We start from the raw sequence: 13,664 nt of genomic DNA, 5'->3' as shown, positions 1-13,664 counted from the left end.
CACCCCCGATGACCCGATGAATGGGAGAGCCCATGCCTGATTCCCCCGGCCCGAACAGCACCGATGTCGGAACCCCTTGGCCCGAGAAGCCCAGCGTACTGTCGCGCCAGTCGGTGGCGAGGAGCCGCCTGTTCCACGTCGAGGCACTGGAACTGCGCTTCTCCAACGGCGAGGAGCGCACCTTCGAGCGCCTCGCCGGCAGCGATCAGGGGGCGGTGATGATCGTCGCCATGCCCGACCCCGACCACGTGCTGCTGATCCGCGAGTACGCCGCCGGCTTCGAGGACTATGTGCTGACCCTGCCCAAGGGGCTGGTCGACCCGGGGGAAGACATCGTCAGCGCCGCCAATCGCGAGTTGATGGAAGAGTGCGGCTTCGGCGCCCACCGCATCGAGCCGCTGGTGGAGCTGTCGCTGGCGCCCAACTACATGCGCCATCGCATGCAGGTGCTGCTGGCCACCGACCTCTATCCGCGACGGCTGCCCGGCGACGAACCGGAACCCCTGATCGTCGAGACCCACGCCCTCGACGAGCTCCCGGCATTGCTGGCCCGGGAGGACTTTCACGAGGCCCGAGCCATCGCCGCCCTGTTCATCGCCCGGGAGCGGCTGCGCAACGAGGCCGACTCCCCGACGTTCTGGTAGCGCCCCCTGACGCAGGGGGCCGCCGGCGCTCAGTGGGCGTGGAGCCGTTTCCTGAGCCCGTTGCTCTCCTTCAGCTTCATCCAGCGCCCCTGACGATAGCTGTCGAGGCCGGCCTCGAGCAGCGTCATCACCTCGAGGGCCTCGTCGACGCTCACCGGCGGCGGCGTGCCGTGGAGCAGCGCCTCGGCGATGCCGGCGTAGTAGACCGGGTAATCGCCGGGAAGGCCCGCATGTTCGCGGCTGACCAGCTCCGGCTCCCCGCCGTCTCGCAGGGTCAGGCATCCGGGAAGCGGGTCCTCGCCCCAGCCGGGCGCCGGGGTCCGGCCCGCCTTGAGCCAGGCTTCCTGGGGGTCGAGCCCGTACTTCACATAGCTCCCCCGGGTGCCGTGCACCGCGAAACGGGGCGTCGGCGCGGCCACCAGCGAACTCGCCTGCAGGGTCACCCGCAGGCCCTCGTACTCCAGCAACGCCAGGAAATCGTCGTCGACCTCGGCCCCCTCCCGCGAGGTGGCCAGCTCCAGCAGGATCGCCTTGGGCATGCCGAACAGCGCCCGGGCCTGGTCGAGCAGATGCGGCCCCAGGTCATACCAGATGCCGCCCCCCGGCCGGTGGTGCTCCCGCCAGCGGTCGGTGACCTCGGGGCGAAAACGGTCGAAGCGCGATTCCAGCGCGACCACCCGGCCCAGGGTGCCGGCCTGGAGCAACGCCTCGAGGGTCAGGAAGTCGCTGTCCCAGCGGCGATTGTGGAAGACGCTGAGCAGTCGCTCCCCCTCGTCGGCCAGTGACTTGAGCAGCCGTGCCTCGGAAAGGGTGATGGAGAAGGGCTTGTCGACTACCACATGCTTGCCGGCGCCGAGCGCCGCCTTGGCCAGCGGGAAGTGGGTGTCGTTGGGGGTGGCGATCACCACCAGGTCGATGTCGGGCCGGGCAAACAGCGCCGGCGCCCTGGACAGCACCTCGACATCGGGGAGGTCGGCCCGGACCCGTTCGGCGTCGCGGCTGACCACGGTGGTCAGTTCGAGCCCGGGCGCCGCCTGGATCAGCGGCGCATGGAAGGTCCGGCCGGCCATGCCGTAGCCGACGAGGCCGACGTTCAGGGTCTGCGTCTTCATGGCATCGGCGTCCTTGCAGGTTGACGGGAAGGGGGATGTCCGCCCCGGCACCCGGCCGGGGCGGAATCGCGTCACTCAGTCGAGCTTGGTCAGATCGCGCACCGCGCCCTTGTCGGCGGAGGTGGCGAGCAGCGCGTAGGCCTTGAGCGCCGCCGAGACCTGGCGGTCACGCTGGATGCTGGGCTTCCAGGCATTGGTGCCCTTCGCCTCCATGGCCTCGCGACGTGTCGCCAGCTCGGCGTCGGTCAGCTTGACGTCGATGCGCCGGTTGGGGATATCGATCTGGATGATGTCGCCGTTCTCGACCAGGCCGATGGCACCGCCCGCCGCGGCCTCCGGTGAGACGTGGCCGATGGAGAGCCCCGAGGTGCCGCCGGAGAAGCGACCGTCGGTCATCAGCGCACACGCCTTGCCCAGTCCCTTGGACTTCAGGTAGGAGGTGGGATAGAGCATCTCCTGCATGCCCGGCCCGCCCCTGGGGCCCTCGTAGCGGATCACCACCACCTCGCCGGGCTGCACCCGCCCGCCCAGCACGTGTTCCACCGCCTGGTCCTGGGATTCGACCACATGGGCCGGCCCCTCGAAGACCAGGATGGAGTCATCGACGCCGGCGGTCTTCACCACGCAACCGTCCAGCGCGATATTGCCGAACAGCACCGCCAGGCCACCCTCCCGGGAGAAGGCGTGTTCGAGATCGCGGATGCAGCCGGTGGCGCGGTCGCCGTCGAGGCTCGGCCAGCGGGCACTCTGGGAGAATGCCACCTGGGTCGGCACACCGCCGGGGCCGGCCTTGAAGAACTCCACCACCTCGGGGCTGGGGCTTCTCATGATGTCCCACTCGTCGAGGGCGTCCTTGAGGGTGTCCCCATAGACGGTGGGCACCCGGGTATCGAGCACCCCGGCGCGATCGAGCTCGCCGAGGATCGCCATGATACCGCCGGCGCGGTGCACGTCCTCGATATGGTACTTCTGGGTGTTGGGCGCCACCTTGCACAGCTGTGGCACCTCCCGCGAGAGGCGGTCGATGTCGGCCAGGGTGAAGTCGACCTCGGCCTCCTGGGCGGCGGCCAGCAGGTGCAGGATGGTGTTGGTCGAGCCGCCCATGGCGATGTCCAGGGTCATGGCGTTCCTGAACGCCGCCCTGGAGCCGATGGCACGGGGCAGCAGGTGCGCCTCGTCACCCTCGTAGTAGCGCTTGGCCAGCTCGACGATGCGATGCCCGGCGGTCTCGAACAGCCGGCGACGGTCGGCGTGGGTGGCCAGCACCGTGCCGTTACCCGGCAGCGCCAGGCCCAGGGCCTCGGTGAGACAGTTCATGGAGTTGGCAGTGAACATGCCGGAGCAGCTGCCACAGGTGGGGCAGGCACTGCGCTCGACCTCGGCCAGGGTGGCGTCGTCCACCGAGTCGTCTGCGGCCATCACCATGGCATCGACCAGGTCGAGGCCGTGGTCGAGCAGCTTGGTCTTGCCGGCCTCCATGGGGCCACCGGAGACGAAGATCACCGGGATGTTGAGGCGCATCGCGGCGTTGAGCATCCCGGGGGTGATCTTGTCGCAGTTGGAGATGCACACCAGGGCGTCGGCGCAGTGGGCGTTGACCATGTACTCGACGCTGTCGGCGATCAGGTCGCGGCTCGGCAGCGAGTAGAGCATGCCGTCGTGGCCCATGGCGATGCCGTCGTCCACGGCGATGGTGTTGAACTCCTTGGCCACCCCACCGGCCTTCTCGATCTCGCGGGCCACCAGTTGGCCCATGTCCTTCAGGTGCACGTGACCGGGCACGAACTGGGTGAAGGAGTTGGCCACGGCGATGATCGGCTTGTGGAAGTCGTCGTCCTTCATGCCGGTGGCGCGCCACAGGGCGCGGGCGCCGGCCATGTTGCGGCCGGCGGTGGTGGTGCGGGAACGATACTCGGGCATGGTGTCCTCTATGCGATTCGCGCCGTCTCGAGTCGCCGTGGCGGCGATGACGGTCTCGGTGTCCGGGTCAACCCAGGATTCTGGCACGAGCGGCGCGGGCATGCCAGGCACAGACACGCGGCTTTCCCGGCGACAGGCCTTCGCGGAGGCGCTGTGAATCCTCCCTGGACGCTACATTCGCCCTGCTTCGCTCTCGCATCCCGCTTCGCTTGCAGGACCGGTGCTGGCCATCCATGGCCAGCCCGTTCGGAGCAGTGCTCCTCACCCCTGGCGAATGACCTCCGCTTCGGCCTGTCCCCGGCGCCGCTCGCATCGGCAATCGCCCGCTGGAATCAAGCGAGGCGTTCTCAGCCAAACACCACCTTCGCCACGTCAGGGTAGCGGCCGGCGAAGTGTACCGTCATGCCCTCCTTGAGGAAGTCGGGCAGCTCGTCGAAGTCGCGACGGTTGGCCTCGGGCAGGATCACCTCGAAGATGTCGCTTCGGCGGGCGGCGATGATCTTCTCGCGGATGCCGCCCACCGGGAGCACCTGGCCGGTCAGCGTCAGCTCGCCGGTCATCGCCAGCGACCGTTCGATGGCGCGGTGCTTCGCCAGCGAGAGCAGCGCCGTGGTCATGGTCACCCCGGCCGAGGGGCCGTCCTTGGGCGTGGCGCCTTCCGGGACGTGCAGGTGCACGAAGGCCGAATCGAAGAAGTCGGCGTCGGCGCCGAACTCGCTCAGGTGGCCGAGCACGTAGCTGTAGGCGATGTTGGCCGACTCCTGCATCACCTCGCCGAGCTTGCCGGTGAGCTTGAAGCCGCGATCGAGCGCATGCACCTTGCCGGCCTCGATGGGCAGGGTCGCCCCGCCCATGGCGGTCCAGGCCAGGCCGGTGACCACGCCCTCGCCCTGGAGCACCTGCTCCTTGCGGAACAGGGGCGCGCCGAGAAACGCCTCCAGATTGTTCACCGAGACCCGCACCGACTGCTGGCCGTTCTCGAGCAGCTTCACCGCCGCCTTGCGCACGATGCGGTGGAGCTGCTTCTCGAGCTGGCGCACCCCGGCCTCGCGGGCATAGCCCTCGATCACCTGCTTGAGCGCCGCCTCGGTGAGGTTGATGCGCTTCCTGGGGATGCGGTCGCGCTTGAGCAGCTTGGGCCAGAGGTGGTGCCGGGCGATCGCCAGCTTCTCCTCGGCGATATAGCCGGAGAGGCGGATCTGCTCCATGCGGTCGAGCAGGGGGCCGGGGATCGAGTCCAGGGTGTTGGCGGTGCAGACGAACAGCACCTTGGAGAGGTCGAGGCGCACGTCGAGGTAGTGGTCGAGGAAGTCGACGTTCTGCTCGGGATCGAGCACCTCGAGCAGCGCCGAGGCCGGGTCGCCCTGGAAGGACTGCCCCAGCTTGTCGATCTCGTCGAGCATGATCACCGGGTTCTCGACCTCGACCTCCTTGAGCGCCTGCACCAGCTTGCCGGGCATGGCACCGATATAGGTGCGCCGGTGGCCCTTGATCTCGGCCTCGTCGCGCATGCCGCCCACCGAGAAGCGATAGAACTCGCGCCCCAGCGCCTCGGCGATGGAGCGCCCCACGGAGGTCTTGCCCACCCCGGGCGGGCCGACGAGCAACAGGATCGAGCCGCCCACGTCGCCCTTGAAGGTGCCCTCGGCGAGGAACTCGATGATCCGCTCCTTGACGTCCTTGAGGCCGTCGTGGTCGCGGTCGAGCACCTGGCGTGCGTGGGCCAGGTCGAGCTTGTCCTGGCTGCGCACGCCCCAGGGCATCGAGGTCAGCCAGTCGAGGTAGTTGCGGGTGGTGCCGTACTCGGGCGAGCCAGTCTCGAGCACCGAGAGCTTGTCGAGCTCCTCCTCGATACGGGTCAGCACCTTGGGCGGCACCACCAGGCTCTCGAGGCGGTCGCGGAAGGTGTCGACGTCGTTCTCCCGGTCGTCCTTGGAGATGCCCAGCTCGCGCTGGATCACCTTGAGCTGCTCGCGCAGGAAGAACTCGCGCTGGCGCTCCTGCATCTGGGCGTTGACCTGCTCGCTGATCTCGCTCTGCAGCTGGGCGACGTCGATCTCCTTGCGCAGCAGCGGCAGCACCTTCTGCATCCGGGCCACCACCGGCAGGGTCGCCAGGACATCCTGCAGCAGGTGCCCCTTGGCCGAGGTGATGGCGGCGGCGAAGTCGGTCAGCGGCCCCGGCTCGTGGGGGCTGAAGCGGTTGAGGTAGTGCTTGAGCTCCTCGCCATAGAGCGGATTGATCGGCAGCAGTTCCTTGATGCCGTTGATCAGCGCCATGGCATAGGCGCGCGCCTCGTCGTCCTCCGCGTCCACCGGTTCGCGGGGGTAGCTCACCTCCACCAGGTAGGGCGGGGTCTTCGACAGCCAGCGCTGGATCCTGAAGCGCTGCACCCCCTGGGCGATGAACTGGATCTGCTGGTCCTCGCCCTGCAGCTTGTGGACCTTGACCGCGGTGCCGACCTCGGGAAAGTGCTCGTGCCCGAGCTCCTCCACCGCGGTTTCGCCGACGAACGCCAGCCCCACGGTGTGGTGCGGCGTATTGCCGACCCGGCGCATGGTCTCCTCCCAGCGCTCGCGGTTGATCACCAGCGGCTGTACCTGGGCGGGAAAGAACGGGCGGTTGTGGATTGGCAGCAGGTAGATGCGCTCGGGCAGGGTCTCCCGGGCGGGGACCATGGCGCTGCCGCGTCCCTGCGCCTCCTCGTCGGAGGGCGGCTCGTCAGCGTCATGGTACGTCTCATGAGTCCAGCCGTGGGCCTCCGGGTCGCCGGGGCGATCGTGATCGTCGCTCATAGGGTGTGTCGTCCTGATCCGGGTTGTGTACGCAAGCAGACTGGATAGGGGAATGCGGGCGGCACGCACCGACTTCAAGTCGCGCGGGGCACAGGATGGCGACGGGATCAGCGCCAGAGCGGCGGCATGGGCCGCCCATTCACGCGAACGGTGCCGCGGACCACGTCGATCTCCAGCGTCCGGGTATCCAGCGGCAGGCCGAGCCACAGGGCCACCACCGTGGGCACGTCGTGCCAGGTGAAGTCGCCGTCCAGCCGTGACAGCCAGCGCGAGCGCTGCCGCTCGTCATCCAGCTCGAGCAGGCTCAGCTCATCGAGGCGACGGGCATCGAAGAACAGCGCACCCTCGCCGCGAGCCGCCAGGCCGAGCATGGGGCTGTCCAGCTCCACCGTGGTGACATCGAGGCGCGGCGAGTCCTGCAGCATGGCGATCAGCCCCGGCTCCAGCCTGGCGAGCAGCTCATGCCCTTCCCGGGCACCGTCGCCCCGGGAGGCCTCGTCACGCAGCTCGGCCAGCACGCCACGCAGGGCATCGGCGTTGATGCGGGAGAGCCCCATCCCGATCCGGCCGGTGAGCAACACCTGATCGGCGGCCTGCACCTCGGTCAGGGTCAGTTCGCCATCGACACGCAACTCCCGGTCGTCCAGGTGCATCAGGCTCTGGTAGATCAGGTCCCGCGCCTCCAGCTCCAGGCTCGGCTGCTGCCAGGCGAGGTTCTCGATGTGCAGCTGGTCGTGCTGGGTGAAGTGATGGGCACCGGCGGTGTAGGCATAGCGGCTCTCGAGGACGACCGGGCCCGCCTCGAGGGTGGCGCGCCCATCGCTCAGGTGCAGCGGCTCGAGGCGGGCCTGCAGCCGCCAGTCGCCGTGCTGGCCATCGAAGCGGATCTCGCCGCCGGCGAAGTCGAGCTCACGCTCTCCCTGCCGGGCGATGAAGGGCGCCAACTGGATGCTGCCGTCCAGGGTACCGCCGAGGGTGTGATAGCGCGCATGCCAGCGAGGCGGCGTGGAGGGCAGCGCATCGCCGAACAGGCGCTCCTGATAGGGGCCGAGGTAGGGCATCGTCTCGCCGTCGATCCGGGTACTGAGCACCCCGTGGCGCGCCTTGTAGCTCAGTTCCAGCTGCCAGGCATCGCCCAGCAGTGGCGCCAGCCGGATGGTGCCGCTGGAGGTCAGCCAGCCCCGCTCGATGTCGGTACGCTCCACCACCAGTTCACCCCGTGCCTCGAGATCGTCGAGGCCCCGGGCAAGCTCCCGTTCGAACAGCAGGCCGGCGACGAACTGGGCCACCGCCCAGACCACCGCCAGCCCCACCACCACCGGGGCGATCAGTCGTTCCTTGCGCATAGCGGCCTCCCTCCCCTGGATGCCGTCACCGGCAGCCTCCCAACCGCGGCCTAGTCCCTCGAAAGGCCCCGAGGCATGTCACGGACCACCCGCACGCGAATGGCACCCTGTATCGACATGTCATCGGTGCGTGTCGTCAGTGTAACCATAACCACAGGTGCATCGTGCTCCAGGCGTAGATGCCGGCGAGCACATCGTCGATCATGATGCCGAAGCCTCCGGCCACGCGCCGATCCGCCCAGCGGATCGGCCAGGGCTTGAAGACGTCGAAGATGCGAAAGACGATGAACCCCCACAAGGCCGCTTCCCAGGAGAAGGGCACCGCGGCCATGGTGATCCAGTAGCCGACGAACTCGTCCCAGACGATGCCGGAGTGATCGTGGACCCCCAGGTCGCGGGAGGTCTTGTCGCAGATCCATACGCCCCAGACGAAGGCCACCGCCACCAGCGCCAGGTACCAGGTCAGGGGCAGTTCGGAGATCAGCCAGTAGAAGGGAATGGCCGCCAGGGTGCCGAAGGTGCCCGGTGCCCAGGGCACCGCGCCACTGCCGAACCCGAAGGCGAGGAAATGGGTCGGACGGTGCCAGACGCTGGCGGGAGAGCGGTTCATGGCTGCCCTCCCCTGTCGGGCAGCCCCTGGAAGTGCTGCCAGCCACCGAGGGCGCCGGCTTCCACCCCGACCACCCCCGGCGCCTCGGTGATCCGGCCGATCGCGGTGAGCGGCAGATCGAGCGCCGCCAGGCGCCCGCGCGCCTCGTCCAGCCGCTCGGCGGGCAGTGTCAGCAGCAGCTCGTAGTCATCGCCGCCGCCGAGTGCCGCCTGCCGGGCCGGTTCCTCGCCCAGCGCCGCCACCAGCCCCTCGGCCAGCGGCAGGGCGTCGCGGTCGAGCTCCGCGCCCACCCCGGACGCCTCGAGGACGTGGCCGAGGTCGGCCAGCAGGCCATCGGAGACATCGATGGCCGCCGTGGCCAGCCCCAGCAGGGCCTCGCCGGCGGCCAGCCGCGGCAGGGGTCGCAGATAGCGTACGAGCAGCGGATGGGCGGGGTCGCGCTCGCCCCGCTGCCACAGCGCCAGCCCGCCGGCCCCACCGCCCAGGGTGCCGGTCACGGCGATGAGGTCACCGGCTCGCGCGCCGCCGCGGGTCAGGGCGACCCGGGGATCGACCTCGCCCATCACGGTCACCCCGATGGCGGTGGCACCGCGGGTCACGTCGCCCCCCACCAGGGCGGTACCGCTGGCCTCGCACAGGGCCCGGAAGCCACGGGAAAAGCCCTCCAGCCAGGCATCATCGGCCTCGGCAAGGGTCAGCGCCATCAGGCACCAGCGGGCACGGGCCCCCATCGCCGCCAGATCGCTGAGGCTCACTGCCAGCGCCCGGTGGCCGATCGCCTCGGCCGGCGCCTCGTCGGGGAAGTGCACGCCGGCCACCGAGGTGTCGACGCTGACCGCCAGGCGTCGCCCCGGGGTGGGAGCGAGCAGGGTGCAGTCGTCGCCGACGCCCAGGGCCACCCCGGCCTCGGGACCGGGAGGCGCGGGGGTGAAGTAGCGGGCAATCAGTTCGAATTCGCTGTGCATCCGGTGGCAACCTTCAGCGGCGACGGGCAGCGACCTCGGCGGCACGCAGCCGTCCGGCGAGCTTGTCGAGGATACCGTTGACGTACTTGTGACCGTCGGTGGCGCCGAAGGACTTGGCCAACTCGACCCCCTCGTTGATCACCACCCGGTACGGCACCTCGAGGCGTCGGGAGAGCTCGTAGGCGCCCAAGCGCAGAATGGCCAGCTCGATGGGGTCGAGGTCCTCGAGCCGACGGTCGAGCAGCGGCGAAATGGCGACGTCCAGCTCCGCCTTGAAACGTACCACGTTGTGCAGCAGCTCATGGAACAGCGCCAGGTCGGCGATCTCCATGACCTTGTGCCAGTTCTCGTGGTCGTCGAGGTCGTCGTCGGCCACCTGGCTCCTGAACTCGGCTTCCACCGCGGTGATCGACTTGCCGGTCATCTGCCACTGGTAGAGGCCCTGTACCGCCAGCTCGCGGGCGGCACGACGGGCCAGCTGCGCCGCCGAGGGCGCGCGCGGGTGCTCGCCGCTCATGCCTCACCCCCGTCGTCACCGTCGAAGCAACGCAGCAGCGATACCATCTCCATGGCCGCCATGGCCGCCTCGGCGCCCTTGTTGCCGGCCTTGGTGCCGGAGCGCTCGATGGCCTGCTCGATGGAGTTGACGGTGAGCACGCCATTGGCGATGGGGGTATCGAACTCGAGCTGCAGGTTGCCGAGTGCCGCATTGCAGCCGCCGGCCACGTACTCGAAGTGCGGCGTGCCACCGCGGATCACCGCGCCCAGGGCGATCACCGCATCGGGGCGCGCCACCTTGAGCACTCGCTTCACCGCCAGCGGCAGTTCCCAGGCCCCGGGAACATGGACGATATCGATGTTCTCGCCGTCGACGCCGTGGCGCACCAGGATGTCCACGGCGCCCTCGACCAGGCTGTCGACCACGTGATGGTTGAAGCGGCCCACTACGATCACGTAACGGCCTTCGACGTCGACGAAGCTGCCTTCGACTTGGGAAATCGGTTGCATGGTTCCAGGTTCCTCGTGAATCCAGTCCGGCTGAATCCGTGGCACGGCCGCGGCCGTGCCGTTGATGTTCGCTGCCACCGCCTCAGGCGTCGGTGGCGCTGTCGTCGTCCGCGCAATCCTCGGGGCCGAGCCGTTCGACCACTTCCAGGTCGAAGCCGGAGAGCGCCGAGAACTTCCACGGCGAGCTGAGCAGCCGCATGCGACCCACCCCCAGGTGGCGGAGGATCTGCGAGCCGGTGCCGATGGTCAGGTAGTTGCCGGCGCCGTCGGAGTCGCTGGTGCGTGGCGGGCGGCGGCGCTCCAGGAACACCTCGAGATAGTCGAGGAAATCCTGGCGCGGCCGGCCATCGTCGAGCAGCACGAAGACACCGTGATCGGCGCGGGCGACCTCCTCGAGGGCGGCATGGGTCGTCCAGTGCCCCCCCTCGCCCTTCTGCAGGCCGAGCAGGTCGCGCATGACGTCGGCCAGGTGCACGCGCACCGTGGTCAGGGTCTCGGGGCTCGGTCGCCCCTTGACCAGCGCCAGGTGGTGGGCGCCCTGGATGCTGTCGCGAAAGACATGCAGGGTCAACTCGCCGAAGGCGGTGTGCACCGGCGTGGCCTCCACCGGCGCCACGGTCTGCTCGTTGTGGATGCGGTAGTGGATCAGGTCGGCGATGGTGCCCATCTTCAGGTCATGCTCGGCGGCGAAGCGCTCGAGCTCCGGACGGCGCGCCATGCTGCCGTCGTCGTTCATGATCTCGCAGATCACGCCGCTGGGATCGAGACCGGCCAGGGCCGCCAGGTCACAGGCCGCCTCGGTATGGCCGGCCCGGCGCAGCACGCCGCCGGGCTCGGCCATCAGCGGGAAGATGTGGCCGGGCTGGACGATGTCCTCGGCCCGGGCGTCACGGTCCACCGCGGCCTGCACGGTGCGCGCGCGGTCGGCGGCGGAGATGCCGGTGGTCACCCCCTCGGCGGCCTCGATGGAGAGGGTGAACTTGGTGCCGAAGCCCGAGCCGTTGTCGCGCACCATCAGCGGCAGCCGGAGCCGCTCGCAGCGCTCGCGGGTCATCGGCAGGCAGATCAGGCCACGGGCGTGACGCGCCATGAAGTTGATGTGCTCGGCCTCGACCTTCTCGGCGGCCATGATGATGTCGCCTTCGTTCTCGCGGTCCTCGTCGTCCATGAGGATCACCATCTTGCCCTGACGGATGTCCTCGATCAGGTCTTCGATGGGGGCCAGGCCCCCGGAGGAGGAGTGCACCATGGGATCTCCAGAAATTCAGCGTGGCGGTTGTCGCGACACGGCGACGCTCGGGTCGCCGGCAGGCAACGTCCCGCCTCGAAACGGCGTCAGGGTACCGTGGCGCGGCGTCGGGCGCCAGTAGTGAGCATCCGTGGCGCGGCGTCGGGCGCCAGTTCTGGCTTCGGGCGCCTAACGGTCTCCGTCTTATCGGGCTGGCTACCAACCGCTCGCAGCTCGTGGCTCGCCTAGCGCGGCCGGGCGGTGATGCGCCAGTCGCGTCCCACGGCACGAATGTCGAGGATGTCGAGCGGGCGCTGCTGGGCCATGGTCTCGATGCCGGCGAGCTGGAACAGCGGCCGGGCCTCACCGCCGAGCAGGGTCGGCGCCACGAACAGCTGCATCTCGTCGACCAGGCCGGCATCAAGCATGGCGCCGGCGAGCGTCGCGCCGGTCTCGAGCAGCACCTCGTTGGTCTGCTCCACATCGGCCAGGTGGCGCAGCAGGGCCTGGAGGTCGACCCGGCCGTCGGCCGCCGCGGGCATCACCGCCACCTCGGCGCCGGCCGCCTCGATGCGCTCGCGCCGCTCGGGATCGTGGCCGGTGCAGGTCGCCACCAGGGTGCGGCCGGGCTCGCGCAGGCAGGCCGCGGCCTGGGGCAGGCGTAGCTGGCTGTCGACCACCACCCGCAGCGGCTGGCGGCCGGCGACGAGTTCCACCTCGTCGAGCTCGGCCTGGGCCGGGCGCACGGTGAGCCGCGAGTTGTCGAAGATGATCGACTCCACGCCGGTGAGGACGGCGCTGGATCGAGCCCGCAGGCGCTGCACCTCGCGCCGCGCCGGGGCGCCGGTGATCCACTGGGACTCGCCCGAGCGCATCGCGGTGCGCCCGTCGAGGCTCATGGCCATCTTCAGCCGCACGAAGGGCCGACCATGGTCCATGCGCATGATGAAGCCCGGATTCAGCGCCCTCGCTTGATCCTCCAGGATACCCACTTCGACGTCGATGCCGGCCTCGCGCAGCATGGCGATGCCGCGGCCGGCCACGGCGGGGTTGGGGTCGGCCATGGCCACCACCACCGCCTTCACCCCGGCCTCGATCAGCGCCACGGCACAGGGGCCGGTGCGACCCTGGTGCGAGCAGGGCTCGAGGGTGACGTAGGCGGTGGCGCCGCGGGCCGCGTCACCGGCCTGGCGCAGGGCATGCACCTCGGCGTGGGGCTCGCCGGCACGCTCGTGAAACCCCTCGCCGACCAGGCGATGGTTCCTGACCAGCACGCAGCCGACGCGGGGATTGGGGTCGGTGGTATAGAGGCCGCGACGGGCCAGTTCCACGGCCCGGGCCATCCAGGCTTCGGGGGTCTGCTTGGCCATGGCGCTCCTTGGTGGATGACGAATGAGGAGAGAGGCTCAGTCCCGCGGCTCGTCGGGCCGGAACGTCGGCTCCTGGGACAGGCGATCGATCTCGGCGCGGAACTCGTCGATGTCCTGGAAACGGCGGTAGACCGAGGCGAAACGGATGTAGGCGACCTGGTCGAGACGTTTCAGGGCGTGCATCACCTCCTCGCCGATGTCGCGCGCATGGATCTCGCGCTCGCCGCGGGCCCGCAGGGTCTGGCGAATGCGCTCCACCGCGGCCTCGATCGACTCGGCACTGACCGGACGCTTCTCCAGGGCACGCAGCATGCCGGCGCGCAGCTTGGTCTCGTCGAAGGTTTCCCGGGAACCGTCGCCCTTGACCACCCGCGGCATCACCAGCTCGGCGGTCTCGTAGGTGGTGAAGCGCTCGCCGCAGGCCACGCACTGGCGGCGACGGCGCACCTGGTCGCCCTCGGCCACCAGCCGGGAGTCGGTCACCTTGGTGTCATGGGTTCCGCAGAAGGGACAGTGCATCGATGGATTCCGGGGTCGGCGTGAGAGGGAGCGATGTTGCATTGTAGCGGCTCGAGGGGTCAGCGCCCAGCGTGTCCCCGGCTGGCACATGGCATGCAAGGAAATGCCATGACCCATTGCAGCGCTCACCCTTCCGGCCACTCGAGG

The 13,664-nt window shown here is 69.4% G+C and carries 12 protein-coding genes; 1 reads left to right on the top strand and 11 read right to left on the bottom strand.

What is annotated here, in order from left to right:
• Positions 1–32: 32 nt before the first annotated feature.
• Positions 33–644 (top strand): ADP compounds hydrolase NudE, encoded by a 612-nt coding sequence (gene nudE, locus C1H66_RS09955; protein ID WP_102627736.1) that lies wholly within the window; start codon positions 33–35, stop codon positions 642–644.
• A 29-nt stretch (positions 645–673) separates the two neighbouring features.
• Here nudE and C1H66_RS09950 read toward each other — a convergent pair whose 3' ends face one another.
• The 11 genes from C1H66_RS09950 to nrdR all read right to left on the bottom strand — a co-directional run bounded on the left by C1H66_RS09950 (position 674) and on the right by nrdR (position 13,517).
• Entirely contained in the window at positions 674–1,756 is a 1,083-nt protein-coding gene (locus C1H66_RS09950) for an oxidoreductase (protein WP_102627735.1), read from the bottom strand.
• Positions 1,757–1,831: 75 nt separating this feature from the next.
• Positions 1,832–3,676 (bottom strand): dihydroxy-acid dehydratase, encoded by a 1,845-nt coding sequence (gene ilvD, locus C1H66_RS09945; RefSeq protein WP_102627734.1) that lies wholly within the window; start codon positions 3,674–3,676, stop codon positions 1,832–1,834.
• Positions 3,677–4,023: 347 nt separating this feature from the next.
• Entirely contained in the window at positions 4,024–6,471 is a 2,448-nt protein-coding gene (lon, locus tag C1H66_RS09940; protein WP_102627733.1) for an endopeptidase La, read from the bottom strand.
• Positions 6,472–6,578: 107 nt separating this feature from the next.
• Positions 6,579–7,817 carry a DUF945 family protein gene (locus C1H66_RS09935; RefSeq protein WP_102627732.1) on the bottom strand — a complete coding sequence of 413 codons (1,239 nt, stop codon included), beginning with the start codon at positions 7,815–7,817 and terminating at the stop codon, positions 6,579–6,581.
• A 136-nt stretch (positions 7,818–7,953) separates the two neighbouring features.
• Positions 7,954–8,427, bottom strand: coding sequence for a phosphatidylglycerophosphatase A family protein (locus C1H66_RS09930; protein WP_102627731.1), 474 nt, complete (start codon positions 8,425–8,427; stop codon positions 7,954–7,956).
• The gene (gene thiL / locus C1H66_RS09925; RefSeq protein ID WP_102627730.1) at positions 8,424–9,392 is read right to left on the bottom strand and encodes a thiamine-phosphate kinase; all 969 of its coding nucleotides are present in this window, start codon (positions 9,390–9,392) and stop codon (positions 8,424–8,426) included. Before thiL ends, C1H66_RS09930 begins: the two co-directional genes overlap by 4 nt.
• Positions 9,393–9,405: 13 nt before the next feature.
• The gene (gene nusB / locus C1H66_RS09920; RefSeq protein WP_102627729.1) at positions 9,406–9,909 is read right to left on the bottom strand and encodes a transcription antitermination factor NusB; all 504 of its coding nucleotides are present in this window, start codon (positions 9,907–9,909) and stop codon (positions 9,406–9,408) included.
• Positions 9,906–10,400 (bottom strand): 6,7-dimethyl-8-ribityllumazine synthase, encoded by a 495-nt coding sequence (ribH, locus tag C1H66_RS09915; RefSeq protein WP_102627728.1) that lies wholly within the window; start codon positions 10,398–10,400, stop codon positions 9,906–9,908. Before ribH ends, nusB begins: the two co-directional genes overlap by 4 nt.
• A gap of 82 nt (positions 10,401–10,482) precedes the next feature.
• Entirely contained in the window at positions 10,483–11,649 is a 1,167-nt protein-coding gene (ribBA, locus tag C1H66_RS09910) for a bifunctional 3,4-dihydroxy-2-butanone-4-phosphate synthase/GTP cyclohydrolase II (protein WP_102627727.1), read from the bottom strand.
• 224 nt (positions 11,650–11,873) lie between these two features.
• Positions 11,874–12,998, bottom strand: a complete 1,125-nt coding sequence (gene ribD / locus C1H66_RS09905) for a bifunctional diaminohydroxyphosphoribosylaminopyrimidine deaminase/5-amino-6-(5-phosphoribosylamino)uracil reductase RibD (protein ID WP_102627726.1) — start codon at positions 12,996–12,998, stop codon at positions 11,874–11,876.
• A 36-nt stretch (positions 12,999–13,034) separates the two neighbouring features.
• The gene (gene nrdR, locus C1H66_RS09900; protein ID WP_102627725.1) at positions 13,035–13,517 is read right to left on the bottom strand and encodes a transcriptional regulator NrdR; all 483 of its coding nucleotides are present in this window, start codon (positions 13,515–13,517) and stop codon (positions 13,035–13,037) included.
• Positions 13,518–13,664: the final 147 nt, after the last annotated feature.

It is taken from the genome of Halomonas heilongjiangensis, from assembly GCF_002879645.1.
GTDB lineage: Bacteria > Pseudomonadota > Gammaproteobacteria > Pseudomonadales > Halomonadaceae > Halomonas > Halomonas heilongjiangensis.
This window is presented reverse-complemented; position numbering and strand designations above follow the sequence as displayed.